This is a genomic window from Pantoea anthophila (assembly GCF_026104315.1).
GTDB classification, from domain to species: Bacteria; Pseudomonadota; Gammaproteobacteria; order Enterobacterales; family Enterobacteriaceae; genus Pantoea; species Pantoea anthophila.
Genome location: NZ_CP110473.1, coordinates 2910312 through 2926628 on the forward strand (window position 1 = coordinate 2910312; position 16317 = coordinate 2926628).

16 protein-coding genes are annotated in these 16317 nt (G+C 60.5%); 11 read left to right on the forward strand and 5 right to left on the reverse strand.

Annotated features, from left to right (window positions below; all coding sequences use genetic code 11):
* The first annotated feature begins 81 nt into the window (after nucleotides 1–81).
* On the forward strand, nucleotides 82–588 hold the full coding sequence (gene purE / locus OJ965_RS16140) for a 5-(carboxyamino)imidazole ribonucleotide mutase (protein WP_150029380.1): 507 nt from the start codon (nucleotides 82–84) through the stop codon (nucleotides 586–588).
* Nucleotides 585–1649 carry a 5-(carboxyamino)imidazole ribonucleotide synthase gene (gene purK / locus OJ965_RS16145; RefSeq protein WP_265137087.1) on the forward strand — a complete coding sequence of 355 codons (1065 nt, stop codon included), beginning with the start codon at nucleotides 585–587 and terminating at the stop codon, nucleotides 1647–1649. Before purE ends, purK begins: the two co-directional genes overlap by 4 nt.
* 77 nt (nucleotides 1650–1726) lie before the next feature.
* On the opposite strand, the gene ybbP is transcribed toward purK, so the two are convergent.
* Both ybbP and ybbA read right to left on the reverse strand, forming a co-directional pair.
* The gene (gene ybbP / locus OJ965_RS16150; RefSeq protein ID WP_265137089.1) at nucleotides 1727–4144 is read right to left on the reverse strand and encodes a putative ABC transporter permease subunit YbbP; all 2418 of its coding nucleotides are present in this window, start codon (nucleotides 4142–4144) and stop codon (nucleotides 1727–1729) included.
* Nucleotides 4141–4827 carry a putative ABC transporter ATP-binding protein YbbA gene (gene ybbA, locus OJ965_RS16155; RefSeq protein WP_265137090.1) on the reverse strand — a complete coding sequence of 229 codons (687 nt, stop codon included), beginning with the start codon at nucleotides 4825–4827 and terminating at the stop codon, nucleotides 4141–4143. The genes ybbP and ybbA overlap by 4 nt, the downstream gene beginning before the upstream one ends.
* Here ybbA and tesA point away from each other — a divergent pair.
* The 5 genes from tesA to OJ965_RS16180 all read left to right on the forward strand — a co-directional run bounded on the left by tesA (nucleotide 4795) and on the right by OJ965_RS16180 (nucleotide 8580).
* The gene (gene tesA / locus OJ965_RS16160; RefSeq protein ID WP_140028190.1) at nucleotides 4795–5421 is read left to right on the forward strand and encodes a multifunctional acyl-CoA thioesterase I/protease I/lysophospholipase L1; all 627 of its coding nucleotides are present in this window, start codon (nucleotides 4795–4797) and stop codon (nucleotides 5419–5421) included. The genes ybbA and tesA overlap by 33 nt on opposite strands.
* Nucleotides 5422–5451: 30 nt before the next feature.
* A complete protein-coding gene (locus OJ965_RS16165) occupies nucleotides 5452–6225 on the forward strand; it encodes an SDR family oxidoreductase (RefSeq protein WP_046101375.1) in 774 nt (257 codons plus the stop codon).
* Nucleotides 6226–6304: 79 nt separating this feature from the next.
* Nucleotides 6305–7162, forward strand: coding sequence for a co-chaperone YbbN (locus OJ965_RS16170; protein WP_265137091.1), 858 nt, complete (start codon nucleotides 6305–6307; stop codon nucleotides 7160–7162).
* A gap of 57 nt (nucleotides 7163–7219) precedes the next feature.
* Nucleotides 7220–8134: an SPFH domain-containing protein gene (locus tag OJ965_RS16175; protein ID WP_009091604.1), complete on the forward strand. Its 915-nt coding sequence runs from the start codon at nucleotides 7220–7222 to the stop codon at nucleotides 8132–8134.
* Complete coding sequence (locus tag OJ965_RS16180; RefSeq protein ID WP_058956351.1) at nucleotides 8134–8580, forward strand: NfeD family protein; 447 nt, start codon at nucleotides 8134–8136, stop codon at nucleotides 8578–8580. Before OJ965_RS16175 ends, OJ965_RS16180 begins: the two co-directional genes overlap by 1 nt.
* On the opposite strand, the gene cueR is transcribed toward OJ965_RS16180, so the two are convergent.
* Complete coding sequence (gene cueR / locus OJ965_RS16185) at nucleotides 8568–8972, reverse strand: Cu(I)-responsive transcriptional regulator (RefSeq protein ID WP_265137095.1); 405 nt, start codon at nucleotides 8970–8972, stop codon at nucleotides 8568–8570. The genes OJ965_RS16180 and cueR overlap by 13 nt on opposite strands.
* Before the next feature lie 97 nt (nucleotides 8973–9069).
* Between cueR and copA the strand changes: the two genes are divergently transcribed.
* The 3 genes from copA (at nucleotide 9070) to ybaK (ending at nucleotide 13113) form a co-directional block, all read left to right on the forward strand.
* A complete protein-coding gene (gene copA, locus OJ965_RS16190) occupies nucleotides 9070–11583 on the forward strand; it encodes a copper-exporting P-type ATPase CopA (RefSeq protein WP_265137097.1) in 2514 nt (837 codons plus the stop codon).
* Between the two features lie 71 nt (nucleotides 11584–11654).
* Nucleotides 11655–12458: a TraB/GumN family protein gene (locus OJ965_RS16195; protein WP_265137099.1), complete on the forward strand. Its 804-nt coding sequence runs from the start codon at nucleotides 11655–11657 to the stop codon at nucleotides 12456–12458.
* 175 nt (nucleotides 12459–12633) lie between these two features.
* Nucleotides 12634–13113, forward strand: coding sequence for a Cys-tRNA(Pro)/Cys-tRNA(Cys) deacylase YbaK (ybaK, locus tag OJ965_RS16200; RefSeq protein WP_111207342.1), 480 nt, complete (start codon nucleotides 12634–12636; stop codon nucleotides 13111–13113).
* Here the strand turns inward: ybaK and OJ965_RS16205 are convergent.
* Nucleotides 13110–13979 (reverse strand): LysR family transcriptional regulator, encoded by an 870-nt coding sequence (locus OJ965_RS16205; protein ID WP_009091617.1) that lies wholly within the window; start codon nucleotides 13977–13979, stop codon nucleotides 13110–13112. The two genes, ybaK and OJ965_RS16205, sit on opposite strands and share 4 nt — an antisense overlap.
* Before the next feature lie 89 nt (nucleotides 13980–14068).
* On the opposite strand from OJ965_RS16205, the gene OJ965_RS16210 reads away from it, so the two are divergent.
* Nucleotides 14069–14500 carry a multidrug/biocide efflux PACE transporter gene (locus OJ965_RS16210; RefSeq protein ID WP_009091619.1) on the forward strand — a complete coding sequence of 144 codons (432 nt, stop codon included), beginning with the start codon at nucleotides 14069–14071 and terminating at the stop codon, nucleotides 14498–14500.
* A 34-nt stretch (nucleotides 14501–14534) separates the two neighbouring features.
* Here OJ965_RS16210 and ushA read toward each other — a convergent pair whose 3' ends face one another.
* Entirely contained in the window at nucleotides 14535–16307 is a 1773-nt protein-coding gene (ushA, locus tag OJ965_RS16215; protein WP_265137102.1) for a bifunctional UDP-sugar hydrolase/5'-nucleotidase UshA, read from the reverse strand.
* Nucleotides 16308–16317: the final 10 nt, after the last annotated feature.

Here is a 16317-nt window from a genome sequence, read left to right on the forward strand (position 1 = left end):
CCCTTCTCATGCTATTCTCTGTGCCCTTCAAAACCTGTCCGCCCGGCCAGGTCTGTTTGTTCATTCACAGGAGTTGACCGCATGTCATCCAACGCCCCGGCCCGCATCGCCATTGTCATGGGTTCCAGAAGTGACTGGGCCACCATGCAGTTCGCCGCTGAGATCCTTACCAGCCTGGACGTCCCATTTCATGTCGAAGTGGTCTCTGCGCACCGCACCCCGGATAAACTGTTCAGCTTCGCCGAATCGGCAGCCGAAAACGGTTTTCAGGTGATCATTGCCGGCGCAGGTGGCGCGGCACATCTGCCGGGTATGCTGGCGGCCAAAACCCTGGTGCCGGTACTGGGTGTACCGGTGCAGAGCGCGGCACTGAGCGGCGTGGATAGCCTCTACTCGATTGTTCAGATGCCGCGCGGTATTCCGGTCGGTACGCTGGCAATTGGCAAAGCGGGCGCAGCCAATGCCGCCCTGCTGGCGGCGCAGATTCTGGCCCTGCATGACGGCGCGCTGGGGTCACGTCTCGATCACTGGCGGCAGAGCCAGACCGATGAGGTGCTGAACCATCCCGATCCGCGGGTGGATGCATGAAGCCGGTCTGCGTTCTGGGCAACGGCCAGTTAGGCCGTATGCTGCGTCAGGCCGGTGAACCGCTGGGCATTGCGGTCTATCCGGTGGGTCTGGACGCCGATCCTGCCGCGCTTCCTATCGCCGACAGCGTGATCACCGCCGAAATCGAGCGCTGGCCGGAAACGGCGCTGACGCGGGAACTGGCCCGTCATCCGGCCTTTGTGAATCGCGATATTTTTCCACGTCTGGCCGACCGCCTGACGCAGAAACAGCTGCTGGATGAGCTGGGGCTCGCCACCGCGCCGTGGCAGTTGCTGGCGGATAAAAGCGAATGGCCGGAGGTGTTTAACTCGCTGGGCGAACTGGCCATTGTAAAACGCCGCACCGGGGGTTACGACGGGCGCGGTCAGTGGCGCCTGCGCGCCGGTGAGACGCACACCCTGCCGGAGGAGTGCTACGGTGATTGCATCGTTGAGCAGGGCATTAACTTTTCCGGTGAAGTCTCCCTGGTAGGCGCACGCGGCCACGATGGCAACGTTGTGTTCTATCCGCTGACGCATAACCTGCATCAGGACGGCATACTGCGCACCAGCGTAGCGCTGCCGCAGGCAGATCAGGCGCAGCAACAGCAGGCCGAGGCGATGCTGAGTGCGATCATGCAGGCGCTGAATTACGTGGGCGTGATGGCGATGGAGTGTTTTGTTACGCCTGCCGGACTGCTGATCAACGAGCTGGCCCCGCGTGTGCACAACAGCGGCCACTGGACGCAGAACGGCGCGTCAGTCAGCCAGTTTGAGCTGCATCTGCGTGCCATTCTTGGTCTGCCCCTGCCGCAGCCGGTGGTGTTTGCCCCGTCGGTGATGGTCAATCTGATCGGCACTGCGGTGAACCTCAGCTGGCTGCAGCAGCCGCTGGTGCATCTGCACTGGTATGACAAAGAGGTACGTCCGGGCCGTAAGGTGGGTCATCTCAATCTGACCGACAGCGATGCAGAACGGCTTAAGGCCGCGCTGGATGCGCTGGTACCGCAGTTACCGGAAGAGTACGCCAGCGGCATCGCCTGGGCCGTTGAAAAACTGTAGTTCCCCGTTACCCGCTTGCGGATGCGGTCCGGATGAAGCTTAAAGGCGGCCTGGTGCCGCCTTTAAGCCATTATCCCTTACGCCGCATCAAACTTCCTGAACAGCGCCTTTCCTTTCAGTAACCGGATCCCCAGCCAGCCGCCACACAGCGATAACAGCTGGGCACCGCACAACGGCAACGCCAGCCACAGTGTCCAGTCCGGCTGCCACGGGAAGTCGAAAATCTTACGCTGCAATCCCCACAGCGCCGCCTCCGCGCCTATGGCCGCCGCCACACCTGAAACCACCCCCAGCAGTGCAAACTCACACCACAGCGTGATGCGCAGCAGTCGCCTGCCGGCACCCAGCGTGCGATAGACCACCAGCTCCTGACGCCGCTGGCGCATACCGACCTGAATCTGCGCCAGCAGCAGCAGGATGCCGCAGGCGGTGACCAGCACCACCATAATCTCCAGCGCCTGACTGACCTGCGTCAGCACCTGACCGACCTGCCGCATGATGCCGCCGATATCCAGCAGGCTCAGCGTCGGAAAGGCCCGGTTAAGCGCGGCCAGCAGAGCGGGATCGGACGCCATGCGGAAGCTGGTGAGCCAGGTCTGAGGCTGGCTGTCGAGCGCCCCTGGTGGAAAGATAAAGAAGAAGTTTGGCTTCAGGCTCTCCCAGTCCACTTTGCGCAGACTGCTGATGCGGGCGCTGAAGGTCTGCGTATCGCCTTCAAATGTCAGGGTATCACCCAGCTTCAGGCCCAGCCTGTCCGCCAGTTCCACTTCCATCGATACTTCACCCGCGCCAGGCGGCCAGCTGCCGGCCACCAGCGGATTGTGATCCGGGCGCTCCGCCAGGGCCGTCAGGTTAAGTTCACGGTTGAGAGCGTTATCCCGTTCGGGGTCGGCAGGTTTGCCATTGAGCCCGGTGAGCCGCACCCGTGCAATCGGATAAAAGGTTTCGGGCCTGATCTGGTGCGACTGCAGGAAATCGCGCACCTGCGGCACCTGATCGGCCGTCATATTCAGCAGGAAGAAGTTCGGGCTGTCCGCCGGTAGCTGCTGCTGCCAGCGATCCAGCAGATCACCGCGCATCACCAGCAGCAGCGCCAGCAGCATAAACGAGAACGAAAAAGCCGCGAGCTGGCTCAGCGTCATGCCGGGCTGGCGCAACAACCGGTTGATAGCCAGCCGTAACGCCAGATTGCGTACCACCAGCCGGCGCAGCAGCAGCAGGGTTCCCCAGCCGAGCAGGGCCAGCAGTGCCGCCAGCACCACCACGCCTGCCAGCAGCGCCCAGAGCATTTTACTGCCGCCGACCAGCAGAGCGAGCAGCGCAACGACCACGCCGCTCATCAGCGGAATATAGATTTTCAGCGGCCAGAGGCTGGCGACCGCATCACGCCGCAGAACGCGGAGTGGCTGCGTCGCCAGCAGCAGCCGGTAGGGGCGCAGGCCGACCAGCAGCGAAATCACAAACAGCGATCCCACAGCCCAGATCCACGGCCAGAGGCTGGCGGCGGGTAAGCTGGCGGGCAGGACCGGTTTCAGCATCGCCATCAGCATCGCTTCCACGCCCTGCCCCACCAGGCCACCGGCTATCGCCGCCAGCAGCAGCACTGCCAGCCACTGACCGATAATCAGGCGCTGTAATGCGCCCTGCGCAGCGCCCAGGGTTTTCAGCACCGCCACCAGATCGTAGCGGCTGCGACAGTAGTGACTCATGGCGACCGCCACGGCGGCTATCGCCAGCATAAGCGTCAGCAGCGCCGAGAGCAGCAGAAACTGCTGCGCCCGCTGCATGGATCGCCCCAGCGCATCTTCGGAATTGTCGACGCTGATCCAGCGCTGGTCCGTTTTCAGCTGCGGTTCAATCCAGCGGTCATAGCGGGCCAGCGCTTCAGGATTACCCAGAAACTTATAGCGCCAGGTCAGGCGACTGCCGGGCTGAATTGCACCGGTTTTTGCGGCATCCGCCAGATTAATCAGCAGACGCGGCGCCATTTCAAAGGGGTTGAAGCCACCATCCGGCTCCTGGATCAGCTCCCCGGTTATCCGCAGCCGGGTGTCCCCCACGTCCAGCATATCGCCCACTTTCAGATTCAGCAGCGCCATCAGACGCGGCGCGGCCAGGGCGGTGCCCGCCTGCGGTTTCAGCCCTGGCGGGGCTGTCTGCAGCGTGCCAGCCATCGGATAGCGATCGTCTACCGCTTTCACGGCGGCGAGCTGAGGCGACTCACCGGCAAAGGTCATCGTCATAAAGGTCAGCTGACGGCTGACCGTCAGACCGCTCTGCTGCGCTTTCTCCAGCCAGGCTTCCGGTGCCGCATCTGTGCTGCGCAGCGTGCGGTCACCCGCCATAAAATCACGGCTCTGCTGATTCAGCCCTTTTTCCATCCGATCGCTGATCGATCCCAGTGCCAGCACGCAGGCTACCGCCAGCGTCAGGGCCAGCCAGACAATCAGCAGCGAGGGCGACCGCCACTCGCGCCAGAACCAGCGCCAGATCATTGCTCCTCCCACAATTTACCGTCACGCAGCCGGAGACGACGGTCGCAGCGCGCCGCCAGTTGCTCATCATGTGTCACCAGAATCAGGGTGGTGGCAAAGTCACGGTTAAGGGAAAAGAGCAGATCGGCGATGCGATCGCCGGTTTTGCGGTCGAGATTGCCGGTCGGCTCATCGGCAAACAGCAGACCCGGCCGCCCACTGAAGGCGCGTGCCAGCGCGACCCGTTGCTGTTCGCCGCCGGAAAGCTGAGCCGGCAGATGATGCAGACGTTCCCCCAGCCCCAGCAGCGTCAGAAGTTCACGTGCCTGTTCACGGCTCTGACGGTCACTGTCGCCACGCAGCAGCGAGGGCAGCTGCACGTTCTCCAGCGCGTTGAGGGTTGGCACCAGCATAAACGACTGAAAAACAAAGCCGACCTGCAGGGCGCGCAGGGCCGCTCGCTGCTCTTCGTTCATCTGGTGCAGCGGCTGCCCCAGCAGATGGACTTCGCCGCTGCTGCCATCATCCAGCCCGGCCAGAATGCCCAGCAGCGTTGACTTACCGGAACCTGACTCGCCTATCAGCGCAATGGTCTCGGCTGGTTTGACAACCAGCTCAACTCCGGTAAGGATGGTTAACTGATGCTCTCCCTGACCGACGGACTTAGTAAGATGATGAACTTCAACAATGTTTTCCGCTGGCATTATCCCTTCCTGTTATTGGTTCTTCTGCTGGTGTCGCGGTTTGCGGCTGCCGATACCCTGATGGTGCTGGGCGACAGCCTGAGTGCGGGCTATCGTATGTCCGCCACGGCCGCCTGGCCCAGCCTGCTTAACAAGCAGTGGCAGCAGCAGCCTGAAGTCATCAACGCCAGTATCAGCGGTGATACCTCCGCTCAGGGGCTGGCACGTCTGCCCGCGCTATTAAAACAGCATCAGCCGCAATGGGTGTTAATCGAATTGGGCGGTAACGATGGCCTGCGTGGTTTCCCGCCCGCGACCATTACGCAGACGCTGAGTAAAGTGATCGAAGATGTCAAAGCCGCCAATGCGAAACCGCTGCTGATGCAGATTCGCCTGCCGGCCAACTATGGTCGCCGCTACACCGAGGCGTTCAGCGGCATCTATCCGGGATTAGCGCAGCAACACAATATTCCGCTGGTGCCCTTCTTCATGGAGCAGGTCTATCTGAAACCTGAATGGATGCAGCAGGACGGCATCCACCCCAATCCCGATGCCCAGCCTTTTATCGCCCGGTTCATGGCGAAAGAGCTGGCCCCTTTAGTTAAGCAGCCGTAGCGCGACCGGATAGGCGAAAAGGGTAAAGAAATGCAAAAAACCATCCTGATTACAGGTTGTTCCAGTGGCATCGGCCTTGTCGCCGCACAGGATCTGCTGGCGCGCGGCTATCGGGTGATCGCCGCCTGTCGCAAAGCAGATGATGTCGCGCGCATGAGTTCGCTGGGCTTTACCGGACTTCAGCTGGATCTTGACGATCCGCAGAGCGTGGATCAGGCCGCAGACACGGTCATTGCACTCTGCGACAACCGTCTGTACGCGCTGTTTAACAACGCTGGCTTTGGCCTCTATGGCCCGCTTCGGACGCTGACCCGCCAGCAGCTGGAACAGCAGTTTTCCAGCAACTTTTTCGGTGTCCATCAGCTGACGCTGCGGCTGTTACCCGCGCTGCAGGCCAGCGGCGACGGACGCATTGTTAACACCAGTTCGGTGCTGGGACTGATCTCGACCCCCGGCCGCGGGGCGTATGCCGCCAGTAAATATGCACTGGAAGCCTGGAGCGATGCGCTGCGGCTGGAAGTACGCAGCAGCGGCATCCGGGTCAGCCTGATTGAGCCCGGCCCGATCCAGACCCGCTTTACCGACAACGTGACGCAGGGCGAACAGCACAATCCGGTGCGCAATCCCGGCATCGCGGCCCGCTTTACCCTGCCACCGGAAGCCATTCTGCCGAAACTTCGTCATGCACTCGAGAGTCAGCATCCTCGTTTACGCTATCCGGTGACCCTGGTCGCACACGTGATGAGCCTGCTGAAACGGTTGCTGCCTGGCTGGATGCTGGATCGCATTTTGCGCAGCCATTAATCAGCCGCAGGCATTAGCGCTTGAAGCCGGGCCCGTTGGCCCCATATTCTTAGAACACTTTTTGCAAAGAGACTTCTCCATGTCACCACATGCTTCGATCATCGACATCAACGAATCTAACCTGCAGCAGACCCTTGAGCAGTCGATGCAGCTGCCGGTGCTGTTCTACTTCTGGTCTGAGCGCAGCCAGCACTGTCAGGAACTGACGCCGCTGCTGGAGCGGCTGGCGCAGGAGTATGCGGGTCAGTTTATTCTCGCCCGACTCGATTGCGACAGAGAGCAGCGCGTGGCGGCGCAGTTTGGTCTGCGCTCTATCCCGACCGTCTACCTGTTCCAGGATGGTCAGCCGGTCGACGGCTTCCAGGGTCCGCAGCCGGAAGAGGCGATCCGCGCCCTGCTGGAAAAAGTCCTGCCGCGCGAAGAAGAGCTGAAAGCCCAGCAGGCGATGGCGCTGATGCAGGAAGGGAAATCGCTGGAAGCGCTGCCGCTGCTGAAAGAGGCGTGGCAGTTAAGCAAACAGTCCAGCGAAATCGGCTTCCTGCTGGCGGACGTACTGATTACGCTGAACCGCAGCGATGAAGCGGAAGCGGTGCTGAAAGTGGTGCCGTTGCAGGATCAGGATACCCGTTATCAGAGCCTGATGGCGCAGATCGATCTGCTGAAACAGGCGGCGGACACGCCGGAGATCCAGCAGCTGCAATCCCAGCTGGAAGCGGAGCCGGCTAACGCCGGGCTGGCTGCTAAACTTGCGTTACAGCTGCATCAGGTGGGCCGGAATGAAGAGGCGCTGGAACTGCTGTTCAGCTTCCTGAAATCCGATCTGAATGCAGCGGATGGCCAGGCGCGTAAAATGCTGCAGGAGATTCTGGCTGCGCTGGGCACCGGCGATGCACTTGCCGCGCGCTACCGTCGTCAGCTCTACTCCCTGCTTTACTGACCGGCAGACCCCGGGCCGAAGCGACTCGGCCCGTTATTCTGACAATGAGGAGGTTGTATGATAACAGTAATTCCTGCCCTGATTGTGCTGGCACTGGTGGCTGTCTGGGCGACAGTCAAGGTCGTGCCACAAGGTTTTCAATGGACGGTTGAACGTTTTGGCCGTTATACCCGCACCCTGCAACCCGGACTGAGCCTGGTGGTGCCGTTCATGGATCGTGTCGGTCGCAGGATCAACATGATGGAACAGGTGCTGGATATCCCCTCCCAGGAGATCATCTCCAAAGACAATGCTAACGTCACCATCGATGCGGTCTGCTTTATTCAGGTCGTTGATCCGGCGCGCGCCGCCTATGAGGTCAGCAATCTTGAGCAGGCAATTCTGAATCTCACCATGACTAACATGCGCACCGTGCTGGGCAGCATGGAGCTGGATGAAATGCTCTCTCAGCGCGACAGCATTAACACCCGCCTGCTGCACATTGTGGATGAAGCGACCAATCCGTGGGGCGTCAAGATTACCCGTATAGAGATCCGCGATGTCCGTCCACCGCAGGAGCTGGTTGGCGCGATGAATGCGCAGATGAAAGCGGAGCGCACCAAACGCGCTGATATCCTGACCGCTGAAGGGGTGCGTCAGGCGGCTATCCTGCGGGCTGAAGGGGATAAGCAGTCGCAAATCCTCAAGGCCGAAGGGGAACGGACCTCGGCCTTCCTGCAGGCTGAAGCGCGTGAACGTCAGGCAGAAGCGGAAGCCAACGCCACGAAAATGGTCTCTGAAGCGATCGCCGCGGGCGACATTCAGGCGATCAACTATTTCGTCGCGCAGAAATATACCGATGCACTGCAGAAAATCGGCGAAGGGAATAACAGCAAAGTGGTGATGATGCCGCTGGATGCCAGCAGCCTGCTCGGTTCGATTGCGGGCATCGGCGAACTGCTGAAAGAAACCCGCACTGAGTCGAAACGCTGATGCTGGTCGATATCATTGCGCACCCGCACTGGTTCTGGCTGACGCTGGGAGGATTACTGCTGGCGGCGGAGATGCTGGGCACCAGCGGTTATCTGCTCTGGATCGGGCTGGCGGCGGTGCTGGTCGGTGTCTTTGAATGGTTTGTTCCGCTCAGCTGGACGGCACAGGGGGCAACGTTTGCTGTGCTGACGCTGGTCTGCGTCTTCTTATGGTATCGCTGGATGCGGCACCGCGAAGCGCATCAGGCTCCGAATGCGCTGAATCAGCGGGGGCGTCAGATGATCGGATCGACGCTGACGCTGGATACCGCCTTGCAGAATCGTACCGGACACGTGCGCATCGGAGACAGCAGCTGGCGGGTGGAGGCCGATCGGGATCTGCCGGCGGGCACCCCGGTGATCGTGGTCGGCATTGAAGGCATTACGCTGCGTATTCAGCCACGCTGAGCGCAGCACCCGGCCAGATTGTTGATAATCGGGCATTCGGCGCTCTCGTCGCCCGGACAGGCATCTGCCAGTGCCAGCAGACGAGCTCGCATCGCGTGCAGCTCTTCAATGTGCGCGGCTATTTCTTCGGCTTTCTGCAGGGTTCGGGCTTTAACATCGGCACTGTGGCGCGAGGGATTATTAAACAGCGCCACCAGCTCACGGCACTCATCCAGCGTGAAACCCACCTGCCGCGCCTGACGTAACAGGTTCAGCTCATCAAGGTGGTGTCTGCTGTAGCTGCGGTAACCATTTTCACTGCGCACTGGCGGCGTGACCACCCCCTTCTCTTCATAAAAACGGATCGCCTTGCTGGTCAGCCCGGTCTTTTTCGCCACATCGCTGATGTTCATTTTCGTCCCCTTGACCTTCCCCTTGATGGAAGGTTTATGCTTAAGCATGAATCGAAACTGGCTTAACGGTCAAATATGTTCACCTGAGGAGCTGATTATGTCACATACCCTTTCCCTGGCCCTGGACGGCTTGTCCTGTGGACACTGCGTCAAACGCGTGAAAGAGGCACTGGAACAGCGCGACGACGTCGACCACGCAGAGGTCACGCTGCAGGAAGCCCAGGTTTCCGGTCATGCGGAGGCCGCTGCGCTGATCGCCACCGTGGAGCAGGCAGGCTATCACGCGACGCTGAAACCGGCGGACACCTTCCCAAAGTCTGAACCGTTGACAGCATCGGAGCCGCCGCCGGAGGCGCTGACAACGGATAATGCCTCGCATCCGGCAGAAAAAACCGCTCCCACTCATGTGCTGCTGATCGACGGGATGAGCTGCGCCAGCTGTGTCAGCCGGGTAGAAAAAGCACTGCAGCAGGTTGCCGGCGTCACTCAGGCGCGGGTCAATCTCGGTGAACGCAGCGCGCTGGTGCTGGGTGATGCTGATCCGCAGTCGCTGGTGGCCGCTGTCGATGCCGCAGGCTATGGCGCGCAGGTGGTTGATGATGAACAGGAGCGGCGCGAAAAGCAGCAGCAGAGCGCCCGCAGCGCGATGCGCCGCTTTAGCTGGCAGGCGGCTGTCGCGCTGGCCTTTGGCGTGCCCCTGATGATCTGGGGCATGGTGGGCGACAACATGATGCTCACCGACAGCAACCACACTCTCTGGCTGACGCTGGGCTGCCTGACCCTGCTGATCATGGTGCTTACCGGCAGCCATTTTTACCGCAGTGCCTGGCGCAGTCTGTGCAACGGCAGTGCCACCATGGATACGCTGGTGGCACTCGGCACCAGTGCGGCCTGGATCTACTCTTTCAGTGTGGTGCTCTGGCCGGGCTTCTTCCCGCCGCAGGCCCGCCATCTCTATTTTGAAGCCAGCGTCATGATTCTGGGCCTGATCAACCTGGGCCATGCCCTGGAGCAGCGCGCACGTCAGCGCTCGTCAGAAGCGCTGGAACGCCTGCTCGATCTGACCCCGGCTCAGGCGCGCCAGGTCGGCGAACAGGGTGACCAGCTGATACCGGTCAGCGCGGTGCAGCCCGGCATGCGTCTGCGTCTGGTCACTGGCGACCGGGTGCCGGTCGATGGCGACATTGCCAGCGGTGAAGGCTGGTTTGATGAGGCGATGCTGACCGGCGAAGCGGTGCCACAAAGTAAAAGCCCGGGTGCGGCGATTTTTGCCGGTACCCTGGTGCAGGATGGATCGGTGGAATTCGTCGCGAAAGCCACCGGCGAGCAGACGACCCTGTCGCGCATTATCCGGCTGGTGCGGCAGGCACAGAGCAGCAAACCCGACGTGGGCCGGCTGGCCGATCGCATCTCTGCCATCTTTGTGCCGGTGGTGGTGGTGATTGCGCTTCTCAGCGCTGCCGTGTGGTATCTGTTCGGGCCACAGCCGCAGATTGCCTACACGCTGGTGATTGCGACGACGGTGCTGATCATCGCCTGCCCCTGCGCACTGGGATTGGCGACGCCGATGTCGATCATTGCCGGTGTGGGTCGCGCCGCCGAGCTGGGCGTGCTGGTTCGTGACGCCGATGCGCTGCAACGCGCCAGCCAGATCGACACCCTGGTATTTGATAAAACCGGCACCCTGACCGCGGGTACGCCGCAGGTCAGCGATGTTCAGGCCTGGGGCACAGCCAGCCGGGAATCGGTGATCGCAGCGGCCGCCGCGCTGGAGTTTACCTCCGGGCATCCGCTGGCCAAAGCGATTGTGGCTGAAGCGAAACTGACACAGCCTCCTGCCGTTGCGCAATTTCGTACAATACGCGGCAAAGGTGTCAGCGGCATACTGGATGGCAGAACGCTGCTGCTGGGTAATGCGGCACTGATGCAGGAGAACGGCGTCGATTGCCGGATAGCGGAAGCAGAGATTGTGCGCCTGACGCAGCAGGGCGCTACCCCTGTGTTGCTGGCTGAACAGGGTGAGCTGGTCGGATTAATCGCGCTGCGAGACAGGCTGCGACCGGAAAGCCGGGCCGCCCTCCAGCGCCTGCATCAGCAGGGTTATCGTCTGATGATGCTGACCGGGGACCACGAAACGACCGCGCGCGCCATTGCTGCCGAAGCGGGCATTGACGAGGTCATTGCAGGCGTTCTGCCGGAAGGCAAAGCGGCAGCGATTACCCAGTTACAGCAGCAGGGGCATCGCGTGGCGATGGTCGGAGACGGTATCAATGACGCGCCCGCGCTGGTGCAGGCCGACGTGGGTATTGCCATGGGGGGCGGCAGTGATGTGGCTGTCGAAACCGCAGGGATTATCCTGATGCGCGCTGACCTTAACAGCGTGGCGGATGCGCTAGCCCTCTCATCGGCGACACTGCGCAATATCCGGCAGAACCTCTTCGGAGCCTTTGTTTATAACAGCATTGGTATTCCGGTGGCGGCAGGCGTGCTCTATCCGCTGACCGGCACGCTGCTCAGTCCGATTGTGGCCGGTGCGGCGATGGCGCTCTCCTCGATTACGGTGGTCAGCAATGCCAATCGCCTGCTGCGTTACCGGCCACCGCGCCCGTGATCGTCGTTCCGGCGCTGTTTTTCCCTCGCTGAAGTCGCTAGCATGGGGTTTTACATCGCAAAGGACCGGGAATGACAGGCAACCTCTGGCGCTCACTGCGCGGCTTTATCGGCCAGCTTTTCCCCGCCAGTTACCGCTGGCCGGCAATGGATGTCCGGCTTGGCGACCGTCAGCTGCATCTGGTTGGCAGCATCCACATGGGGACCCGCGACATGCAGCCGCTGCCCGCCCGCCTGTTGCGTCAGCTGCAGCAGGCTGATGCGCTGATCGTGGAAGCGGATATTACCCAGGGCGGCTCACCCTTTGATCACGCTGGCGATCGTCCTGCCCTCGCCTCCCGGCTCGATGACCAGGCGATGCAGAGGCTCAGCGCACTCTGTCAGGAGATGAGCCTGACACTGAGCCAGTTTAATCATCTGCCTGCGTGGCAGGTGGCGCTGATGTTACAGGCACAGCAGGCGCAGAGGCTGGGATTACGGCCAGATTACGGCATTGATTATCAGCTGTTGCAGGCCGCGAAAGGTCTGAACAAACCGGTGATTGAGCTGGAAGGCGCCGATGCGCAGATCGCCCTGCTGACCGCGCTGCCCGATGACGGTATGGCCCTGTTACAGGATACGCTGCTGCACTGGCACACCAATGCCCGGCTGCTGCAGATGATGGTGAGCTGGTGGCTCGATACGCCACCCCGTCAGCCAGATATTACCCTGCCCTCCACGTTCAGCCAGATGCTGAACGATACCCTGATCGGTCAGCGTAATGCGCAGTGGTGTAAAAGCCTGCAGAGTCTGGCGGCGGGCAACTATGTGGTGGCGGTGGGGGCGCTGCACCTCTATGGCGAAGATAACCTGCCTGAGATGCTGAAGAGGCCCTGAAAAAAAAGAGAGCCGATAAGATTATCGGCTCGTCAAAGAGGAATTTGTTTATGATTTTGGTTATCGCTCAGCAACCGAATTGCTGGCGCGCGGCCAATTTTCACTCAAAGAACAAAATTCCGCCACCTTTTTCCATCATTAAGCGTAATAAGATTTTTCTGAGTAAGGAACCCGTATGACGCCCGCCGTAAAATTGCTGGAAAAACAGAAGGTCAGTTTTACCCTGCATCCCTATGAGCATGACAGCAACGAAACCCATTTTGGTGACGAAGCGGTGCGCAAACTCAATCTGGATGCGCGCCAGGTCTATAAAACGCTGCTGGTCGCCCTTAACGGCGAGGCGAAGCAGCTGGCGGTGGCGATTACGCCGGTTTCGACGCAGCTGGATCTGAAGAAGGTGGCAAAGGCGCTGGGCGCAAAAAAAGCGGATATGGCCGACCCGCAGCTGGCACAGCGGGTCACCGGCTATCTGGTAGGGGGGATCAGCCCGCTGGGACAGAAAAAACGGCTGCCTACCGTCATCGATCACTCCGCCAGCGCGTTCAGCGCCATGTTTATCTCCGGCGGCAAACGGGGGCTGGATATCGAACTGGCACCCGGCGATCTTTCACGACTGCTGGATGCGCCGTTTGCGGATATTGCCCGCCACGATTAAACCCGTGGCTGAGCGCAGAGCTGGTCGATCATCCAGCGCCCCGCCGGACCGGGTGGCGTGCGGCGTGACCAGACCACCTCAACAGCGATATGCTGCGGCCAGCCCGGCAGCGACAGCTCTTTCAACACACCATGCCCGAATTGTTTCACCAGCCAGCGCGGCAGAATCGTCCAGCCAAATCCCTGTTCCGCCATCTCCAGCAGTAACAGATAGGTGGGCGCAGACCAGATACGCCCCATCGGTTTCGGCTGGTGCGCTTCAACCCAGGTGTTAAGTCGCAGATGCCGAACCGGCTCCAGCTGGCTTTCGCTGAGGATCTCCGCCTGTGCCAGCGGGTGATCGCGATGTAAAAAGATGGCCATCTGTGCTTCAACCTGCAGTCGCGCCACCGCGATATCCACCGGCAGATTGGGTTGCGCCCGCACGACGCCCAGATGAACCCGCCCGGCCTGCAGCAGGTCCAGCACATCCTCATCTTCCGCAATCATGCACTCCAGTTCCAGCTCCGGGTAGCGGGCATCAAGCTGTTTCAGCAGCTGTTCATGATGATCGGTTTGCCAGAAATCGGACATGGCAAAACTGAGCCGGGGCTCAACCCCCTGCGACAGGCGTATCGCCAGCGCATCCAGCCGTTCACTGGCGGCCAGAATCTGCTGAACCTGAGGCAGCACGCGGTGCCCCTGTTCCGTCAGGATGGGCTGACGACCGGCACGGTCAAACAGCGCAAAGCCGAGATCGTCTTCTAAACTGGCCACCGCTGCACTGATGGTGGACTGGCTTTTGCCCAGCGCGCGCGCAGCCGCAGAAAAGGAGCCGCTCGCCACCGTCTGCATAAAAGCCTCAAGGGATTCCGGGGAGTATCGCATTCGTTCCATCGCTTTTTCCGATAGGTGTTCATTTTATCTTAGCATTCTGCGATGGGAAAATGCGCCGCATGATTGAAGGAGAAAGCACAATGCGTACCCGCTCACTTAAAGAACGTATTCTTCATGCCGTCTGTTTTGAGACGCTGGCGATTCTGACCGTTTCGCCGCTGGCGGCCTGGGTGATGAATAAGCCGCTGTTTCAGATGGGATCGCTGGCGATTATGCTTTCAACCGCGGCGATGCTGTGGAACATGATCTACAACGCCGGGTTTGATCGGATCTATGCGCCGGGCGAGAAACGCGGGCCTGTCGTGCGTGCCGTTCATGCGCTGGGATTTGAAGGTGGCTTTATCCTGATCGGTCTGCCGATTGCCGCCCTGATGCTGGATATTACCTTGTGGCAGGCGTTTCTGGTGGAAGTGGCCTTTTTCCTCTTCTTCCTGCCGTTTACCCTCGCTTATAACTGGGGCTGGGACCAGCTGCGCGCCCGCTGGATCAGGCGTCGCCACTGCCGGGCATGAGAAAATCGGGAGGCGCAGACGCCTCCCGGTGCGTTCAATGCGTGCGGGCTGTTTCGTTCCCCCACGGCCAGATCCACGCCAGAATCATTTTCGGGTAGTTACGCTTACGCGCTTTTTCGGCCGCCTCATCCCGCGCCCGGATCTGCTCATCGGTCAGATGCACGATCTGGCCTTTGGGCTGATAGTCACTGGCTTTAAGCGGCGAATGGGCGTGAATCCACTCACGCAGTACCTGCGCATCCACCGCTCCGCTGTTGCGATAGCCCGCGTGGTTATCCAGACGCGGATAACCGTCGCCACCTGCCGCATTAAAGCTGTTGGTCGCCATACGATAGTGCTGCGTCTCCTGCAGCGGCTTGCCGTTGATCATGACGTCGCTGACCTGCTTTCCATCCGCGGTCAGGCTGATCCCGGCAAACTGGGCGTAGCCCCCCGTGTCCGGCTGAATATTGGCAACCACATCCAGATATTTTTTAATCTCCGCGCCGGTCAGGCTGACAGAGACCACCTGATTGCCAAACGGCTGAACCTGCAGCAGATCGCGCCAGCTGAGTTTGCCCGATTTCAGCGAGGTGCGAATGCCACCGCCGCTCATCACGGCAAAATCCGCCTGCGTGTGCGCCATCTGGGCGCGCAGAATCAGCTGGCCGAGGTTGGTCTGCTCAAAGCGAACCTGCTCTTTTTCACCGCTGAAGTCGCCGTCGGCGCTGCCGACATTGACGGTTAACTTCGCCTCCGCCCGCTTCTGGAACGGCATCAGCAGTTTCATCATCGCACTGTTTTTAGGGATCTCCTCCTGCCAGGTGAGCCAGGTTTCGCTGCCATCGGCATTTTTCACCCGGTGTTTAAGATTCACCGGCACCAGCTGATACGCCTCCAGCGTCACCTGACCGTTGCGGAAGGTAAAATCGCCGCGTCCGACATATCTGCCCCACTTGTCGGCCTGCATAATCCAGATGCCATTTTGCTTATCAGGCTGACATGGCTGGCCAGGCTGATAATTTTTCACGCTGACGTTCTCTTTTTCCATACAGACGGCGTCATGCGAATGACCGCCGACAATCAGATTGATTGTCCCGGCGGGCAGGCTGCGCGCCAGGGTGACATCGTCAATGCCGTTGCTGCCATGGTTGCCATCGTCATAGTGACCAAGATGGGTCAGCGCGATAATCACATCCGGCTTCTCTGTGGCGCGCAGTTCGGCCACCGCCTTCACGGCTTCAGCAATCGGATCGCGGAAGTCGGTATCTTTCAGTCCTTCAGGGTTAGCCAGCTTCGCCGTGTCAGGCGTAATCAGCCCGACAACCGCGATTTTCAGTCCGAGACGGTTAAAGACCGCCCAGGGTTTAAACATCCGCTGACCGGTGCTTTTCTGATAGACGTTGGCAGCCAGCAGCGGGAAGCGCGCCCACTTCTCCTGCTTGCGCAGCACCGCAATCGGCTTATCAAACTCATGATTGCCCAACGCCATGGCGTCATAACCAATCAGGTTCATCGCCCGAAAATCAGGTTCTGCATCCAGTTCGTCAGACTCCGGTACCCCGGTGTTCACATCCCCGGCGGAGAGGATCAGTGCGCCGCCGCCTCTGGCCTGCACGTCATAGCGCATCGTGTCCATCAGCGTTTTCTGTGCCGCCAGACCATATTCGCCCTGGTCATTGAACCAGAAATGGCCATGCTCATCGTTTGTGTGCAGCACGCTGAAGCGATAGCTGCGGTCGGCCTGGGCGGCCTGTGAAAACAGCGGAAACAGCGCCACCAGCAGCGCGACGCCCGCCCCTGTCCATTTTGAAAACACCACTGACATTCTCCTTAAT

What these genes read in the sequence shown, in the direction of transcription:
- purE (WP_150029380.1), top strand. Translation starts at nt 82, where the DNA reads ATGTCATCCAACGCCCCGGCCCGCATCGCCATTGTCATGGGTTCCAGA.
- purK (WP_265137087.1), top strand. Translation starts at nt 585, where the DNA reads ATGAAGCCGGTCTGCGTTCTGGGCAACGGCCAGTTAGGCCGTATGCTG.
- ybbP (WP_265137089.1), bottom strand. Translation starts at nt 4,144, where the DNA reads ATGATCTGGCGCTGGTTCTGGCGCGAGTGGCGGTCGCCCTCGCTGCTG.
- tesA (WP_140028190.1), top strand. Translation starts at nt 4,795, where the DNA reads ATGATGAACTTCAACAATGTTTTCCGCTGGCATTATCCCTTCCTGTTA.
- ybbA (WP_265137090.1), bottom strand. Translation starts at nt 4,827, where the DNA reads ATGCCAGCGGAAAACATTGTTGAAGTTCATCATCTTACTAAGTCCGTC.
- OJ965_RS16165 (WP_046101375.1), top strand. Translation starts at nt 5,452, where the DNA reads ATGCAAAAAACCATCCTGATTACAGGTTGTTCCAGTGGCATCGGCCTT.
- OJ965_RS16170 (WP_265137091.1), top strand. Translation starts at nt 6,305, where the DNA reads ATGTCACCACATGCTTCGATCATCGACATCAACGAATCTAACCTGCAG.
- OJ965_RS16175 (WP_009091604.1), top strand. Translation starts at nt 7,220, where the DNA reads ATGATAACAGTAATTCCTGCCCTGATTGTGCTGGCACTGGTGGCTGTC.
- OJ965_RS16180 (WP_058956351.1), top strand. Translation starts at nt 8,134, where the DNA reads ATGCTGGTCGATATCATTGCGCACCCGCACTGGTTCTGGCTGACGCTG.
- cueR (WP_265137095.1), bottom strand. Translation starts at nt 8,972, where the DNA reads ATGAACATCAGCGATGTGGCGAAAAAGACCGGGCTGACCAGCAAGGCG.
- copA (WP_265137097.1), top strand. Translation starts at nt 9,070, where the DNA reads ATGTCACATACCCTTTCCCTGGCCCTGGACGGCTTGTCCTGTGGACAC.
- OJ965_RS16195 (WP_265137099.1), top strand. Translation starts at nt 11,655, where the DNA reads ATGACAGGCAACCTCTGGCGCTCACTGCGCGGCTTTATCGGCCAGCTT.
- ybaK (WP_111207342.1), top strand. Translation starts at nt 12,634, where the DNA reads ATGACGCCCGCCGTAAAATTGCTGGAAAAACAGAAGGTCAGTTTTACC.
- OJ965_RS16205 (WP_009091617.1), bottom strand. Translation starts at nt 13,979, where the DNA reads ATGCGATACTCCCCGGAATCCCTTGAGGCTTTTATGCAGACGGTGGCG.
- OJ965_RS16210 (WP_009091619.1), top strand. Translation starts at nt 14,069, where the DNA reads ATGCGTACCCGCTCACTTAAAGAACGTATTCTTCATGCCGTCTGTTTT.
- ushA (WP_265137102.1), bottom strand. Translation starts at nt 16,307, where the DNA reads ATGTCAGTGGTGTTTTCAAAATGGACAGGGGCGGGCGTCGCGCTGCTG.